Origin of the sequence: Paenibacillus sp. sptzw28 (assembly GCF_019550795.1) — a bacterium.
GTDB lineage: Bacteria > Bacillota > Bacilli > Paenibacillales > Paenibacillaceae > Paenibacillus_Z.
In genome coordinates this window covers 3312818-3329709 of the sequence record NZ_CP080545.1, presented here as the reverse complement: position 1 = coordinate 3329709, position 16892 = coordinate 3312818, and the positions used below count along the sequence as shown (strand labels likewise).

The following is a 16892-nucleotide window of genomic DNA, read 5'->3' as shown; positions in this document are numbered from 1 at the left end:
TTCTCGATCCTATACCCGCCAAAAAGTCGCAGGGCAACGGCATGACCGCCGCTACTCTGCGGCTGTTTTTATTGGTCGTCGACGGCAAAAGTAATTGTACTCTCAAATTCTCACCCCACAATTATTGTGTAGTTCGGAAGCCCTTGGGAATCTTGACGATTGAGAAGATGTCGCAAATTGTGGAGCGGACGAACTTTGTGTTTATCCGTGTTCCATTTCCAGACAAGACCTGACTTCGCGTGAGACCCGTTACCTAACTCGCGTCTACGAATTGGGAATCGCTTCCTATAACACATTCCATTTTTTACCTATATAATCGTAGTGGGTATGGCCTGGAACGAAATAGCATCAAGACCAAAATGCCCCAAAACACTTGGATAGGAGATGAATGAAGTGGAAGTGGTAATCGGGCAAACCCCCATCGACCTCAACGAGTTGAAGCAGAATCTGTTCACCACGTTGAACCCCGCGAACGGCGTTCTACATCCCGGTCAGTCTCTCGCGTATCGAATTTGCAAACCTGCTTTTCCCGTTCTCCCCAGGTCCGGGCATGCCGGCGAATTCTACTACGGCAGTTCGTACAACTTCCCCTACGAACTGGAGACGTTCCTATCAGTCAAGAAAGCCGGCGCGGAGCTTGCACGGGGTAAGGACTACAATCTCGAGGAAATCAGAACAAGCAATTACACCGATATCGTGCTGACGCCTCTGCTGCGGGTTGAACAACAAGCAGAGCTGACGATTCAAGCGACCGTCCAAGTGATCCTGAACGGCTTCCCCGTCCAACGCACCTTCGACCCCGAGACGATCACCTTGCTGCCCACCGTTTCGGAGACGTTTTTCCAGTCGTTCCTTGCGGAGTCGACTTCAACTGACATGCTGCGCAGCGGGGAGTATTTGCAGGCCAGCCTCTCGACGATTCTGCAGTCACTGCCCGAAGGCGCAACGACTGATTCGTTTCCGATCAAGACGACAATGCCGATTAACGGCAAACCGACCCCGGTAACGATTCATTCCATCCGATGGGAAGCTTACAAAGAAACGATCTCCTCCGCTTCCGCTGCGGCAGCCGCTCCGATCAAGCTGGTCCAAGGCCGGGACTTCGAAGCGCCGGACGGTTTGGACAAACTGACGTCCCGGTTTCTGTTCTTACCGCAGCAAGAGGCTTATCAAGCCTACGCCTCAGCTCAAGTACTGACAGAATGCAACGGCGTTACGCAGACGCTCACGCTTATCACGCCGACCACGACGATTTCGTCCGTCACCTCTGTCCTCACAGATGTTTTAGCTGGCTTCGACTTGATTCCGGACTCCTTCCATACGCTGCAGCCAGGCCAGCCTCTTGAGCTAAAAGTCATCCACAAATTGCTGGATCTGTCCCAGCCATTCGGGAACCTGAACATCGGGGCATTGTCCTATGCGTGGAAGATCACCGGCATCGTCTGGGAGCTCAGTCGCCAAAGCACGTCAAGCGCCGCGGCTGGCCCCGTCCCGCTCGCCCTGGGGAAAGACTTTTTTCTCTCCGACGCAGGCAATCCGTTCGAGCAGAACCTGCTGATACAGCCGTCGATTGTGGACAAACCGGAGCAAGCCGTCCCTGAAGTATACGAGCTGAAAGGAACCGTTTCCTATCTGATCAATGGAGACCCGGGGAGCTCCAACCCTCCCATTAAGCTCCTGATCAAGCAACTGCCTCTCGTGAAGGAGAACATTCTATCCCTGTTCCAGGTGAAATCGAACAAAGCGGGCTCGGCCAGCCTGGGGGAGCCGGTGCTTCTTAAGCTGGTGACACCGTTGGAGAATCTCGTCGAAACCGCGTCTCTGCTCTCCGCGTCGGCGCTGCCTGATCTGAAATGGTTTCCCGTAACAGGCGGTTTGCCGGTCGGCGGGCTCACAATTCCTTTCGAAATCAAGGAGATTGCATGGCACGTGCTGGACGAGAAAGGAGCTCCGCTGAAGGAAGGCAAAGACTTCCGCACACTCGAAGGGCTCAGCAGTCTCCAAACTTCGCTCGTTTTCCTGCCTCCCAAAGAGTGGGCAGGTGGCGCCGCTTCTCTTACGCGCAAGGTACAGGCGAAGGTCACGGCTGCCTTGAACGGAGTGCAGCTTTCGCTGGACGATCTCGCCTTGACGTTCTCGAATCTGAACTTGCAGCCTTTCCAAGACAAGATTCTCGGATTGATCGAGCAATCTCTGCAAGTAACGCGAAATGGGGATACGTTAGGGCCCGGAACCCCGCTGATCGCCGAATTGGCATCCAATTTGGCCAAGCCAGTCGCGCGGTACCCGGCGGGCTTTCAAAGCACGGCGCTCGCCGCCACTGATCGTGTTCTAACAGGTACGCTGCCGTTCGCGGATGATCGCTTACCGTTCGAGATTCCGCTCGGATTCTCGGTTAAGCTGGAATGGAAGCTGTACAAGAAAGGGGCGGACGGACAGTTCGTAGCGCTCAGCGGCAAAGAGTTCCAGCTTCGTTCGGGCGCCGACAACACGAGCGATAATCCGTGGAAGGATTCCCGGCTCGACGTTCTGCTGGTGCCGCAGGTCAAAGGCTTCCATCAGCTGACGGAGATCGAGTTCCGCTACTTGGAGGCCGCCTTGGAAATCAGCATTCCGACGCTAGACCCGATTCAGCTCAGCTTGCCGAAGATTCCGATCGCGCAAATTCCGATCGCCGTGCCTGAACTGCTGCTGGTGACCGAGCATCGGCTTGACGACCTGGACCAAGCGGGCGACCGTCTCATCGTCCTGCCGCAATCAACGTTCACCCGTCTCACGAATTGGGACGCGCTTAAACCGGTCTTGGAAACGGTGAACACCCAGGTCGAAGCCGTATACGGCATGCTCGACGGTGTTACGGACATGGCGGATTTCGCGCTGATGCTGCTCGGCTTGAAGGATGCGCTCGGCCACGTGCTTCAACCGATCGGCAAGAACAAATTATGGGTGGCTGAGGCGGTCGGCGATCGCATCGCGGATTTGGGCCAGCTGCCCAAAACCGACAACAATCTGCCGGACGACAGCGAATGGGACGATGAGATCTCGGGCATCGTGGCCATCATGCCCTCAAACCGGAAAATAAGGTTCTATCGGGATAAAGATTACAAAGGCGATAAGATGGACGTCATTCCCTCCCAAGCGACGAATAACGAACTGCCCTTCGGAAATATTGTCTGTATCTTGAACAACCTCAATATTCCAGACGAAATTGGCCTGAAAGTGTGGCCGGAAGGTACTCTGGACGGGAATGTGGATAATGACGATATTGATTCTCTGAAGTTTCTGGATCTATCGGTTAAATAGCATGATTTAATGAGGAAGCCGACCTGTCAGGGTCGGCTTTTGTCGCTGGAGAGCATCTCAAAAATTTGACATTAATTAGATATCGTACTATTATGTAAACATGACAAAGGGAAATGCAGCTTCGCTAATCAGTCGTATCAGAGATGCCGCCAATAAGTTTATTATTTCCGAACTTGAAAAGCATGGTATAAAAGGAATTGTTCCTTCTCACGGAGACATTTTGACTTACCTGTATAAACACGATCATGTGACCATGAAGGAACTGGCTGAATACATCCACAGAACGAAACCTACAGTAACTGTACTTGTGAACAAACTGGTTGACTGCGGTTATGTTATCCGGGAAAAGGATGCCAGCGACAACAGAATAACCTATATTAAGCTCACACAAAAAGGAATTGATTTACAACCTCTCTTCAAAGAGATATCATTTCGCATAAGAGAAATTATGTATGGCGGGTTCTCTGAGGAAGAAGGTAAACAGCTTGAATACCTTCTTGAGAACCTGTTGCTAAGATTTTAGTGCTCTTCTATATTTCAGGGGAGCACTGCCGCGTAAAATCGCGGTTTTTTTATTTTATGAGATAAGTTTAGGCAGTATGGTAATGTTGATTCGTAGAGAATTTAACATAAAATGGAGGACTTCAAAATGACTGTTGGTGTGAAAGACATTGTGGTAGGCATTCCAGTTACTAAATCGGGGAATTTTGAAGAATACGAAAAGGCAATCGATTGGTATGTTAATGTGCTGGGATTTAATTTGATATGGAAGATGGGAATTGCAAGCCTTAAGCTGGAAAACGGACAAGAAATCTTACTTTTCGGAGAAGAAGAAGAGGATGAAAACAGCATTTGGTATACAGGTAACATTAAACTGAATCCACATTATTCAATACAATTTACAACTGAAACCATCGAGCAGCTGCGCTCTGATTTAATTCGCAGCGGTGTCACTGTGGGAGAGATTACTCTCGGCGGTGGAGGCGACAAGGTTATGATGTTTTTTGACCCGTACGGAAATCGTTTCTGGGCAATTGAAGAGCAAAAATGAGGTCCACCAGAAAGGCCTGATGTCCTCATAATAGGAACGGGCAGCATAACGCAACCACGAAACATGATGTATCATTTCATATTCTTACAAGCTGCGTTCTTTCGTACTGCAACAGCAGTCGAATTCTGCGAGCCGTCTTGGTAGCGATCGTGATGTCTCACCCGTTCAAGAGGGCTCGATTCATTGCGTCCCATCGGCGTTAAATCTAGGTAGTTATAGGTATTGATGAGTATATCGAAGCCACGAGTGTAAGCAGAATAGGTATGATAGAGGTTGCTGCCATCACGCAAAAAGACACTTACACCGGTTGCTCCCCCTTTACGAACTCAGTTTGTCCCTTTTTCTCAAGTTCATCTTTATTTAGGTAATTCTACATACGCATACTTGAATTTACTGACCGAATTAACCTAGTTCCATAAAAACCAATGAAAATGAGCCGATCAACGAAGGAAGATATTATAGAAAACAAATGCCTTCTGGAACGACGATGGGGATATGCGAAATGTGCTAAAATGTAACTAATGTAGACATCTCTCATGAACAAAGGAGCACTTACTGCCGACACCGTCATTTGGGGACGAGGGACTTATCAATTAATGCACGGTTATTGGCCATCTGTGCCTTCGAACCCATCAGCTTCGCAGTATGAACGGAATCATGCCGAGTGGATCGATAAGACAGCCAAAATCGTTTTTTCCACGACGCTGGACAAAGTCGAATGGAACAATTCCAGACTGGTGAAAGAAGATGTCGAGGAAGAGATCAAGAACCTCAAACAGCAGCCAGGCAAGGATATGGTCATCCTCGGCAGTCCTAGGATTGCACACCACCTTATGCAGCTTGATTTAATCGATGAGTATAAAATTACGGTTTCTCCCGTCCTGATCGGCAGCGGGTTGCCGTTATTCCAAGGTCTCAAGGAGAAGGTCAATCTTAAACTTATCGAAAACAAGACCTTTGATTCTGGAGCCATAGGTCTCGTTTACCAGTCGGTTAGATGACCGTTGTCTCCTAAAATAGATTACGCTAAACATTCCTGTTAGTCCTAAGAAATGGACTTTGTCAAAAAAGGAGCGCCTCGGTATGATGGGTTTGTCCAAGGGTTCGAAACCCAACACCATCAAGGAGGCGCTCTTACTATGAAGTTTAAGCAATCGGACGGGCAAAATCAACGTATTGAACGAATTACCACCTCTCATCTTGTTGTGGGAATTGACATGGCAAAGGAAACCCATGTTGCACAAGCCACGAACTTCCGCGGAATAGTCCTATCTAATCGGCATCTTTCGTTTAAGAACACACATGAAGGATTTGAAAAATTACAACGGTGGCTGGATGCCTTACAGCAGAAACACAGATTAAAAAGTCTTATCATCGGGATGGAACCGACAGGACACTATTGGACAAACTTGGCCAACTGGCTTGTTGGGAAAGGTGTAAATGTTGTTTTGGTGAATCCAGCAACGACGAAACGAAACAAGGAAAACCGCGACAACTGTCCCTCCCAGAGCGATCCGAAGGACGCACTTGTAATCGCAGATGTTGTTAGCCGGGGCTATTACTATGATTACACTCGCCAAGCGCTCCACTTTCAAAGGTTACGTACCATTATGAGCGATCGAGAATTCTGGGTTACGAATAGTGTTCGATTGCAGAATCGTATTGTTCGGTGGCTGGATATTCGTTTCCCTGAGTATGCTTCCGTTTTTAAGGATTGGACATGCCCTCGATCAATGGCGACCCTAAAAGAGTTTCCGTCTCCGTCTGATCTAAGTGGCCAATCAACGGAAGGGGTTATTACAGCTTGGAGAAAATATATGAAGCGAGCTGGTGGTTCCACGGGCATACAGAAAGCCGCCGAATTAATCTCCACAGCCAGGCAGAGTGTGGGAGATACGACTGCGCTAAGGGAGGCTAAGCACGATTTACAACGGTTGTTAGAGGAGTATCAGCGCATTGTCAATATCTTGGAACAGATCGAAAAAGAACTTGTAACTTTGCTAGGTGAGATACCTCTAGTCAGCCAACTTCGCTCGGTAAAAGGTCTCGGAACGATTTACATTGCAGCAATTCTATCTGGCGCAGGTGACTTGAAACAATACGCCCACGGGCGTCAGTTACTGAGGAAAGCCGGCTTAAACTTAGCCGAAAGCATGTCAGGAAAACGCAAGGGAGAGATCGTGATCTCCAAACGAGGAGATGCCAAACTGCGAAAATATATGTATCTCGCTACGCTTACACTGGTAGGAACCAACCCAGTCTTTCGGCAGTTGCATGAAAATAATGTTCAGGTCAAGCATATGAGCAAGCAACAATCGGTGTTTAAGCTGCTTGGGAAACTGGCTCGAATCCTAATCGGTATGGTTCAAAGCGGAGAGAAATTCACTCCTGAAAAAACAGTCCACTCGTACGCTCAAGCAGCATAAAACGTGATAGAAACCACGTAAATTGACTCATTCGCAGGATTTCGACTAAAGAAAGCACGGAGGACCGAGTACGTCTCCGATAAGGGCGCAGACCCATCAGCTAAACGCTATCGGTCTCCACACCTTGGATAGGTGTAACGAAGGAATGTAAGGGCACCCGTCGAGCCGTGGGATGGTAAACCTTCAGGGATTTGTGGAGTATGCGTGCAGTAGAAAAGGCCTTTGGGGAAATGTTCCAGACGTTTCTTCTATTTCCGCATGCCCTAATCCTAGACGGAAAAGTACATGTGGCTTACATTCCCCCCAACCGTTACAATACAAGGTGATGAAATCCTGCGAAGGAGTGAGCATACGTGAGATAAACCTTTAAAACCGAGGGACGGGAGACGATAGTTCAGCTCGGAAAGGGTTGCCACGCGGTAGCCCCTTCGCTCAGTATTTCTACCCCATTTATACTCCACTTACCGTCAGAATTACGAAGAATACAATTGCTAAAATAGGTTGCGCGGCTAGAAAGCCAATGGTAGGTTTGCTAATATCCTTTATTTTGAATATGAATCTTTGCATTGCAACGAACATTAACGTTCCACCAACCGCCAATCCCATTAGTATTAAAAGCAATGCAGCACCTGGACCAGGGATTTGCTGACCGAAATTTCTTAGAAATGTGAATGATATATCAAAAATAACTAAAGTGCCAAAATAGAACGTGAGCATGCCGGAAACAAAACGGCTGACTGGGACATTCTGCTTGGTGAATTTTAATAAACAGAAAATAAGTGCGGCAGTAGCGACTGCGTAGAAAATAAATAGTAAATTGAATATTGCAATATCCTTGCTCCCTGAAGTGTAAAGTTCAATCAAACTCATTTTAATTACCTCCTTCTATTATTATTGATTATAATTTCATATTGAACGATTTCATATAATTCCCTTTGTGGTAAATATACCCACGTATTTATTGCGATAACGGGGGACGATACTTTATTTAGGATAAAGATTAAATTAGGGAGGTGTATCAATGCCATTTATTTTTGCTTATTTAACACCAATTGTTTCCATTATCTTTTTTGTTAATTGTGTTGCTCTTGCTAAGAAAATAAAAAATGGGGGTGAAAGTACAGCTAATAATACAGGTTGGGGTGCTGTAATGTTTGGCTTTATTATTTTTTCAATTATTTGGAGTAGTTTTGTATATCAATAACAAGAACAGTAAACTGAGTTGCTTGCTGAATTAACGGAAAACGAATGTGGAATAAAGCGTTGCATTGGCGGTCTGCTTTTTCGTCGCGGAATAGGCACAATTTTAATGGATAATTCAGAAGAAGTCATTCAGGAAAGATCAGAAATTTCGGGACTGCATACGGAGGTTCCGTTACTGAGCAAGTAACAAGATTTTAAAAAAACTGGTGTGTTAATTCGGTTAACTAAAAGCTCTCATGCCGCTTCGTGATACAGAAGCGGAGTGAGGGCTTTATATGTTGCATCAACAAACGCATCTACACCGCGAAATTGGCACCGGAAACACGATCGCCAAGCCGTATATTTGATTGTGGAAACGTTTCAAAAAAACTATTGAAACGTTTCCAATGTGGTGTTATGATGGAACCAACTAAAGAAGATATAGGCGGAGGTCAACATGTCCAGCATTAAAGATGTGGCTAACTTGGCTGGAGTGGCGGTTGGAACCGTTTCGCGAGTGATCAATAATTCCGGCGCAGTCAAACCGGAAACTCTGCGGAAGGTCAAGGCAGCCATTACGCAGCTCAATTATATCCCGAATGAAGTGGCGCGAAACTTTAAGATGCAGAAATCGAAGATGGTGGCGCTGCTGCTTCCAACCATTTGGCATCCGTTTTTTTCCGAACTGGCGTATTACATTGAGGACGAGCTGGACCGCGAAGGCTTCAAGCTGATACTCTGCAACAGCGGCGGCAAGCCGGAGAAAGAGCTTTATTATTTGGATATGCTGCAGCAGAACAAAGTTGCAGGAATTGTCGGAATTACTTACAACGATATCGATAAAAATGTGAGCACGGATATTCCAATCGTCAGCATCGACCGCCACTTCGACAAGAAAATAACTTGCGTCACTTCGGACAACTTTGAAGGCGGACGGCTCGCGCTCAGAGAACTCGTGAAGGCGGGCGTACGAAAACCGGCATTCATTGGCAGCCTGACCGAGGTTCCCAGCGAAACGATGAACCGTAAAGAAGGCTTTATACACGAGGCGGAAGCCCTTGGACTTGATTTCGTCGTTTACGAGAAGCCGGATCCGGTGACGGACGAAGAGCAATTTTACAGCGAATTTATACGCGAGCACGGCGATGTCGACGGTGTCTTCGCCATCACGGACATGTTTGCCGCCAATTACATCGAGCGGGCGGGCAAGGAAGGCATTCGCGTTCCACAGGACGTGAAAGTGATTGGGTACGACGGCATACAGGATCATCAATTATTTCATCCGGTATTATCAACCATCCGGCAGCCGGTGGAGGAAATGGCCAGAACTACGATTAGGCTGCTGTTCAAGAAGATCGAGGGAGAAACATTAGACCGCGAAACGTACCGAATACCGGTTGTTTTCAGGCCGGGAGAAACAACTTAATTTTTTTACCCCAAATTGGAAACGTTTCAAGTAGAGTGGAAACGTTTCAAAAAATGAGGAGATGGCGCATGAACGTGATAACGAGAGATACCGTTGCCAGTCGGCAGAAGCGGGCAGTTAAGAGCAGAACTTGGGTTCAAATCAAACGCAATTACGAGCTGTACCTGTTTCTTCTGCCGGTCGTCATCTTGTATCTGATTTTCAAATATTACCCTATGTATGGCGTCCAAATTGCCTTCAAGGATTTCTCGGCCAGCAAGGGCATCTGGGGCAGCGAATGGGTCGGGATCAGTTATTTTGTCCAGTTTTTCGAATCCTATAATTTCTGGCCTATTATCAAAAATACGTTATTGCTGAGCGTCCAGTCGCTCGTGTTCGGCTTCCCGATTCCGATTATCGTGGCGCTCATGCTGAACCAGTTGCTGGCGAAACGGTACAAGAAGTTCGTGCAGACCGTGATCTATGCGCCCCACTTCATTTCGACGGTCGTATTGGTCGGCATGCTTAATGTATTCCTTTCACCGAACAGCGGACTTGTTAACCATCTCATCACCTTCTTCGGAGGCAAGCCGATTCTGTTCATGGCCGATGCCGAATGGTTCCGCCCACTCTATATTTTGTCCGGGATTTGGCAGGAGACGGGATTTGCGACGATCATCTATTTGGCTGCTTTGGCCGGCGTGAGTCCGGAGCTTCACGAAGCGGCCATTATGGATGGCGCAACCAAATGGAAGCGCGTACTTCACGTTGACATCCCCGGCATAGCGCCGACCATCATTATTTTACTCGTTCTTGCGATGGGCAATATTATGAGCGTCGGATTCGAAAAAGCGTTCCTGATGCAGAGCGACCTCAACTATGACACATCTAATATTTTACCGACTTACGTCTATCAAATGGGTATCGAGAAGGCGCAATATAGTTATTCTGCGGCAATCGGTTTATTTAATTCAGTCCTCAATATCATTCTGCTTGTAGCTGTGAACCGAATTGCCAGGAAATTAACAGAAACCAGTTTGTGGTAAGGGAAGGGGAGCCTCATGACAACGACTGTGCTTAAACGCAATGGCAAGGGTGATTTATTGTTCGATTGCTTGAATGTGGTATTTCTCACGATCGGCATGCTGCTGATTCTATATCCTTTGTACTTTGTACTGATCGCTTCCGTCAGTGATCCGAACGCGATATATGCCGGCGATGTGTGGCTGTTTCCGAAAGGCTTCACTATGGATGGTTACCAGCGAATCTTTAACGATTCTTCAATATGGCTCGGTTATGCGAATTCTTTGCTTTATGCCGTCGTGGGAACGGTAATAGGTGTGGCCTTGACGCTCTTTGCAGCCTACCCGTTGTCGCGTAAAGATTTTGTCGGCAGAAACGTGTTTATGTGGTTCTTTCTTCTGACGACCTTCTTCAGCGGCGGGTTGATTCCGACTTATTTACTCGTCAAGGACCTTGGCATGATCAACACGATTTGGGCGCTTGTCCTTCCGGGAGCTGCCGGTGTGTTCAATATCATCATCGTTCGTACATTCTTCCAAAGTACAATACCCGATGAAATGAGGGAAGCCGCCTTCATCGACGGATGCTCGAATACGAAGTTTTTTCTGCAGATGGTCATTCCGTTGTCCAAGCCGATTATCGCGGTCATGGTTCTGTTCCATATGGTGGGCTTCTGGAACAGCTTCTTCGATGCCCTGATTTATTTGAACGATCAAGCGAAATACCCGCTTCAGCTCATTCTTCGCAACATTCTCGTGCAGAATCAGGTTAACTCCAGCATGATGATTGACGTCGAGTCTTACGCTGCCAAAATGCGGGTTTCCGAGCTGATCAAATACGGCGTCATTATCGTGGCAAGTCTGCCGCTTCTGATCATGTATCCGTTCCTGCAAAGATATTTCGTAAAAGGTGTCATGATAGGCTCAATCAAAGGGTAACACCGCCGATACAGGCGCCTTCGATGCGGTAATTCCCCGGGCAAGGCCTCTCGGGTGAATTATAGATGAAACAGCGTGGTTTAACAAAAAGAGGAGGGTACACAAAGATGAAAAAAGGATTATCCGCAGCACTCTGTTTGGTCGTGGCGACCAGCGTACTTTTGGCGGGCTGCACGAAGTCGGAGAATAGCGGCAGCGGATCGGCAAACGCCGGCGCGGCCGGGAATACAATCGCGGTCAGCAAGGATGGCCTGCCAATAGTCAAAGACAAAATCACACTCAAGATGGTCGCGCCAAAAGCGGCGCTGGCCCCAAATTACGGCGAGATGGAAATTTTCAAACGTCTCGAAAAGTCGACCAACGTCCATGTTGAATGGGATAACATTCCGGATACCGATTATGCGGAGAAGAAAAGCTTGCTCCTCGCGAGCGGCGACTTGCCTGACGCCTTCTATGGCGCCGGTTTCACCGACTATGAACTGATCTCCTACGGCAAAGACGGCACGATTATACCGCTCGAGAAGCTGATAGCCGATTATGCGCCGAACCTGAACAAGCTTCTCGAAAAAAGACCGGACATTAAGGCTGCGATTACCGCTCCGGATGGCCACATTTACGGTCTGCCTACCTGGGAAGAGAATGAACTCGGCACAAATCCTTTCTTCCATGTAATCAATAAATCGTGGCTCGATAAGCTTGGTTTGAAGATGCCGGTCACCTTGGACGATTACACAAAGGACTTGCTTGCCTTTAAGAATGATGACCCGAACGGCAACGGCAAACAAGACGAAATCCCGCTCAGCTTTATGCATATGAACTGGACAGCGGATATTAGCGGTCTCTTCGGCGCGTTCGGCATGCCGGATAATTTGGATCACCGTATCGTCAGGGACGGAAAAGTGATTTTCACGGCCGTTCAACCGCAGTACAAAGAAGCATTGACATATTTTAATGAGAAATGGTATAAGCAGGGACTTATTGATCCGGAATCATTCACGCAACAAGCGCCGCAATATTTGGCCAAGGGCAAAACGCCGGAAGAAACGCTGGGCTCATACGTCTGGTGGGAAATCGAAGAAGTCGTTGGTACGGATCGCGCGAAGGATTATGCGCTTGTACCGCCGCTTGTCGGTCCGACAGGCATTAAAGACATTGGTCGGGGCAACGGCGGCGGCCCTGGCAGGGGGGCGTTTGTCATCACGAAGGAGGACAAATATCCGGAAGTCACGATGCGCTGGATCGACCAGCAATACGAGCCTTACATGGCTGCGCAAATTCATTGGGGCCCGATCGGCATTATCTATAAGAAGGATGCAAACGGCAAGCTTGTGAATCTGCCGCTTCCCGCAGGCAAATCGATGGGCGAATACCGTCAGACGGTCGCTCCTAACGGCGCAGGCGTCATCACGAAAGAAGACTATCAAACGATAGTGGATATGGAGCCGCGCGCGCAGCAGCGCAAGAAGGATCTGGAGAAGTACTATGAGCCGTTCATGGAAAAAGAGAATTATCCGGGCATCTTCTTCGATCCGGAAGAACTCGACACGATCAACAAAATCGAACCCGATTTGATCAAATTCGTGAATACGCAAAGAGCGAAATTCATCGTGGACGGCGTTACCGATAAGTCATGGGATGCCTATGTGAAGCAGGTAAAAGAGATGGGTCTCGACCAATTGATGGACATCTATCAAAAGGGATTGGATCGTTACAATCAGCAGCTGAATAAGTAAGGTATGAACAGGGCCGGGACGGAGCGAGGATTCCGTTCCGGCGTTCGTTAGTCCTGATTGAGAGAGATGTGCAAAGAGGATAGGATGAGAAGGGAGCGTACTGAAGCGTGACGAAATCGAAGTTTGACGAGAAATTCCGGCCCCAGTTCCATTTCACGCCTGAGGCTCACTGGTTGAACGATCCTAATGGGATGGTGTTTTACGAAGGCGAGTATCACCTGTTTTATCAACATTACCCTGAAGGAACCACATGGGGTCCGATGCATTGGGGGCATGCCGTAAGCCGGGATATGGTCCATTGGGAGCATCTTGAGGTGGCGCTCGCACCTGACGGCAACGGTTTTATTTTCTCCGGGTGCGTGGTCGTCGATTGGACGGACAGCTCAGGATTGTTTAACGGGGGGACAGGCTTGGTTGCCGTCTTTACGCAGCATGATACAGATCCGGATAACGGCCAGCCGAGACAGCGCCAGAGCATCGCATATAGTTTGGATAAAGGACGTTCCTGGATCAAGTATCCGGGGAACCCGGTACTGACGGAACAAATCGCCGATTTCCGCGACCCTAAAGTATTCCGGCATGAAGAAACGGCAAGCTGGGTAATGGTCCTGGCCGCTGGCGATCACGTTCGCTTGTACCGATCCACCGATCTTATCTCTTGGTCCTTTGCCAGCATTTTTGGCGCAGAAGAGGGGTCCCATGACGGGGTCTGGGAATGTCCGGATTTATTCGAGCTTTCCGTCGAGGGATATTTATCGAAGAAATGGGTGCTGATCGTGAGCATTGGCGACGACCCCGATTATCCGGAGGGCTCGAGAACGCAATATTTTGTCGGTTCATTCAACGGCTATTCGTTTGTCAACGATAACGTGCCGGATTGTGTGCTCTGGCTTGACCATGGCCGCGACAATTATGCCGGGGTGACCTTCTCCGACGTCCCGGCTGAAGACGGCAGACGCTTGTTGATCGGATGGATGAGCAACTGGAAATACGCGAACCAAACGCCCACCGAGAACTGGAGAGGGGCGATGACCATACCACGCGTATTGTCGCTGCGCAATGAGGCTGAGGGAATCCGTCTCGTTCAGCGCCCGGCCCTGGAATTGCAGAGGCTGCGTTCAGGAAAACGCCATTGGAACAATATACTTATCGCGGCAGAGCATTCTCATGCGATTGAGATCACGGATAACAGAGCGGAAGTCGTTGCTCTATTCGAACCCGGCGACGCCGATCAAGTCTGTATTAAGCTGGGGACTGCGGGGCATGGGCAAACGATCATAGGTTACGATGCGGGGAATCAAACCTTATTTATTGACCGCTCCGCCTCAGGCATCATCGACTTTCATCCGCAGTTTGCTTGCAGGCACGAGATGAAGCTGCAGCCGGATAAGGGGCTTATTCGCCTTCATCTGTTCATTGATTGCTCCTCGGTAGAGGTGTTCGCTGGCGACGGGAACGGCGTCATGACGGATCTTATATTCCCCGATGCCGGATGCGGTACGGTGGAGCTGTTTGCCGCAAACGGTCATGCGAAGCTTGTTTCGCTTGAGGTTTTCAATTTACACTCCATTTACGAAGGAATGGGGCAAATGGCCGCCACTAACGGAACGATTGGCTGACCGCACACATGACGAGAAGCAATCATGCAGCAGTCTTACTCACGTAAAGGTGATTTGCTGGATATTATGCCGTGACAAAGTGTATGTAAACTTCTTTCTTGTTGTTGAATACTACAGTTAATGTAACCCCCGGTCCGCCCAATTAAGGCGGATCGGTTTATTATTGGATTGTGGAGGAGAATGAAACATGCATATCGGTGCAATCGAAGCAGGAGGCACTAAATTTATTTGCGGCATCGGAAATGAGCAAGGGATCATCGAGGACCGCGTAAGTTTTCCGACTGAAAATCCAGAACTTACAATGTCGAAAGTCATCGCTTATTTCAAGGACAAGCAAGTGGAAGCTATCGGCATCGGCTCATTTGGCCCACTTAACATAGACCCTTTTAGTCCTTATTATGGCTGGATTACGACGACTCCCAAGCCTGGATGGACTAATTTTCCGTTTTTGGATACGCTGAAGTCCGAATTTGACGTGCCGTTCGAATGGGACACCGATGTTAACGCGGCTGCATACGGGGAAGCGACTTGGGGAGCTGCACGGGGACTGGACAGCTGCGTGTATTATACAGTGGGAACCGGCATCGGCGTCGGCGTCTATTCAGAAGGAAGACTCGTTCACGGTCTTGTTCATCCGGAAGGCGGACATGTGCTTACAAGACGCCACCCGGAAGACGAATACGCCGGGAAATGCCCTTATCACAGCGATTGTCTTGAAGGCATGGCTGCAGGTCCGGCCTTGGAGGAGAGATGGGGTAAGAAGGGCAGCGAAATTCCCGCATATCATCCAGCCTGGGAAATTGAAGCGTTCTATATCGGCCAAGCCGTAAGCAGCGTGATCCTGTTGCTGTCGCCGAAGAAAGTTATTTTGGGCGGAGGCGTCATGCACCAAGAGCAATTATTCCCATCAATCCGTAAGGAAGTGCTGAAAAACCTCAACGGTTATGTCCAGGCAGACGAAATTCTAGCTAATATCGAAACTTACATCGTTCCTCCCGGACTAGGCGAAAATGCGGGCTTGGCTGGGGCGCTGGCGCTTGGAATAAAGGCGCTTCAAAACAGGCCATGATCGCGAGTTTCCCTATAAGGTCCTGAATGTCGACGGAGACGGAACCGCGGAAGGTGCTTATGTGGATATACCGTTGAACTGCGGTTCCGGCATGAGACCTACAAAACGATGGAGAGAACTGCTCGATCTGCGCCTGCACGAAGCAATCACGGTGCTCGGACAAACGCAAGCACCAACGCTGATGCGGCCACCGAACTCGGCCGGCGGTGCGCCGAACTGGTCGATTAGTGGGCCGCATCCGGCCGGGCCCAGACACTGGATGTCGGCTGGCTGGCCTTCAGCTCATTTGGAAGGATTGGAAGAGTTGAAGAAGGCGGACACGAAGACCTTTGAATTGTCGGCCGTCTGCGATCTAAATGAAGATAGAGCAAGGCTCTTTGCTGCAAATGCTGAAGCACGGTTAGGTAAACGACCGGCGGTGTATACAGATTACAGGAAAATGATCGCAGAAGAAAAATTGGATGCGGTCTCGGTCTTATTGAATCACGATTTGCATCACATCGTGGCGGAGGATTGTTTTGCCGCCGGTATTCATGTACAAATGCAAATGCCGCTAGCCATATCTCCGTTCTTTGCACGAGAAATGATAGCAGATGCCAAAAAGTACGACAGGGTGTTAACCGTTTCGGAACCGAGCGTTTTGGGGGCTGAGAATGTGGCTGTCTGCAGAGCGGTTAAAAACGGAATTATCGGTTCCGTAAATATGCTGATGGACTATGCGACGGTCACCTTAAACCGGACTTTTTTTGCAGGTACCGCTTGGCGGCATTTCAAAGGAAAGGCCGGCGCAGGCTGGATTAACGATCACGGCGTGCACCGCACCCATATGTTTACGGAAGTGAACGGCCCTATCCCCGAAGTACCGGCACATCCGTTTGCCCATTCATATGTGGAATTGTGGGAAGCAATAGCGGACCGGAAAGCGCCAATTTCCAGCAGCGAACGGGGTCTTGAAGCGTTAAGCATTGTTTTTGCCGCGCTAGAATCGGCGTTGACAGGCCACCCGGTTAAGGTTAAGGAAGTTATGAATGGAGAAAGACATGCTTACGAAGATACGGTAATCGAAGAAATGAAACTTCGATAATAATAGGTCTGTATTATCGTAAACTTGGTAAGACGGGAGTTGAAGTTTCAGTAATTGGT

At 48.8% G+C, this 16892-nt stretch carries 14 protein-coding genes and 1 pseudogene; 13 read left to right on the top strand and 2 right to left on the bottom strand.

Annotated elements, in window-relative coordinates; genetic code table 11:
* The first annotated feature begins 393 nt into the window (after positions 1-393).
* The 3 genes from KZ483_RS14885 to KZ483_RS14875 all read left to right on the top strand — a co-directional run bounded on the left by KZ483_RS14885 (position 394) and on the right by KZ483_RS14875 (position 4354).
* The gene (locus tag KZ483_RS14885) at positions 394-3303 is read left to right on the top strand and encodes a hypothetical protein (RefSeq protein WP_220348185.1); all 2910 of its coding nucleotides are present in this window, start codon (positions 394-396) and stop codon (positions 3301-3303) included.
* Positions 3304-3403: 100 nt separating this feature from the next.
* Complete coding sequence (locus tag KZ483_RS14880; protein WP_220348184.1) at positions 3404-3826, top strand: MarR family winged helix-turn-helix transcriptional regulator; 423 nt, start codon at positions 3404-3406, stop codon at positions 3824-3826.
* 126 nt (positions 3827-3952) lie between these two features.
* The gene (locus tag KZ483_RS14875) at positions 3953-4354 is read left to right on the top strand and encodes a VOC family protein (RefSeq protein ID WP_220348181.1); all 402 of its coding nucleotides are present in this window, start codon (positions 3953-3955) and stop codon (positions 4352-4354) included.
* A gap of 71 nt (positions 4355-4425) precedes the next feature.
* On the opposite strand, the pseudogene KZ483_RS29135 reads toward KZ483_RS14875, so the two are convergent.
* A pseudogene (locus tag KZ483_RS29135) lies at positions 4426-4656 on the bottom strand (DUF899 family protein); the annotation flags it as partial.
* A gap of 234 nt (positions 4657-4890) precedes the next feature.
* Here KZ483_RS29135 and KZ483_RS14865 point away from each other — a divergent pair.
* Both KZ483_RS14865 and KZ483_RS14860 read left to right on the top strand, forming a co-directional pair.
* Entirely contained in the window at positions 4891-5355 is a 465-nt protein-coding gene (locus KZ483_RS14865) for a dihydrofolate reductase family protein (protein ID WP_258881260.1), read from the top strand.
* A gap of 138 nt (positions 5356-5493) precedes the next feature.
* Positions 5494-6780, top strand: coding sequence for an IS110 family RNA-guided transposase (locus tag KZ483_RS14860; protein WP_220348175.1), 1287 nt, complete (start codon positions 5494-5496; stop codon positions 6778-6780).
* A 450-nt stretch (positions 6781-7230) separates the two neighbouring features.
* Here KZ483_RS14860 and KZ483_RS14855 read toward each other — a convergent pair whose 3' ends face one another.
* Positions 7231-7650 carry a hypothetical protein gene (locus KZ483_RS14855; protein WP_220348172.1) on the bottom strand — a complete coding sequence of 140 codons (420 nt, stop codon included), beginning with the start codon at positions 7648-7650 and terminating at the stop codon, positions 7231-7233.
* Between the two features lie 151 nt (positions 7651-7801).
* On the opposite strand from KZ483_RS14855, the gene KZ483_RS14850 reads away from it, so the two are divergent.
* The 8 genes from KZ483_RS14850 to KZ483_RS14815 all read left to right on the top strand — a co-directional run bounded on the left by KZ483_RS14850 (position 7802) and on the right by KZ483_RS14815 (position 16833).
* Positions 7802-7984, top strand: a complete 183-nt coding sequence (locus tag KZ483_RS14850) for a hypothetical protein (protein ID WP_220348170.1) — start codon at positions 7802-7804, stop codon at positions 7982-7984.
* 435 nt (positions 7985-8419) lie between these two features.
* Complete coding sequence (locus tag KZ483_RS14845; protein WP_220348167.1) at positions 8420-9388, top strand: LacI family DNA-binding transcriptional regulator; 969 nt, start codon at positions 8420-8422, stop codon at positions 9386-9388.
* Positions 9389-9456: 68 nt separating this feature from the next.
* Positions 9457-10413 (top strand): ABC transporter permease, encoded by a 957-nt coding sequence (locus KZ483_RS14840; RefSeq protein WP_220348164.1) that lies wholly within the window; start codon positions 9457-9459, stop codon positions 10411-10413.
* Between the two features lie 15 nt (positions 10414-10428).
* The gene (locus KZ483_RS14835) at positions 10429-11328 is read left to right on the top strand and encodes a carbohydrate ABC transporter permease (protein WP_220348161.1); all 900 of its coding nucleotides are present in this window, start codon (positions 10429-10431) and stop codon (positions 11326-11328) included.
* Positions 11329-11435: 107 nt separating this feature from the next.
* On the top strand, positions 11436-13061 hold the full coding sequence (locus KZ483_RS14830) for an ABC transporter substrate-binding protein (RefSeq protein WP_220348158.1): 1626 nt from the start codon (positions 11436-11438) through the stop codon (positions 13059-13061).
* A gap of 107 nt (positions 13062-13168) precedes the next feature.
* Positions 13169-14680: a glycoside hydrolase family 32 protein gene (locus KZ483_RS14825; RefSeq protein ID WP_258881259.1), complete on the top strand. Its 1512-nt coding sequence runs from the start codon at positions 13169-13171 to the stop codon at positions 14678-14680.
* A gap of 187 nt (positions 14681-14867) precedes the next feature.
* The gene (locus KZ483_RS14820; protein WP_220348156.1) at positions 14868-15749 is read left to right on the top strand and encodes an ROK family protein; all 882 of its coding nucleotides are present in this window, start codon (positions 14868-14870) and stop codon (positions 15747-15749) included.
* A 61-nt stretch (positions 15750-15810) separates the two neighbouring features.
* The gene (locus KZ483_RS14815; RefSeq protein WP_220348154.1) at positions 15811-16833 is read left to right on the top strand and encodes a Gfo/Idh/MocA family protein; all 1023 of its coding nucleotides are present in this window, start codon (positions 15811-15813) and stop codon (positions 16831-16833) included.
* The last annotated feature ends 59 nt before the right edge of the window (positions 16834-16892 follow it).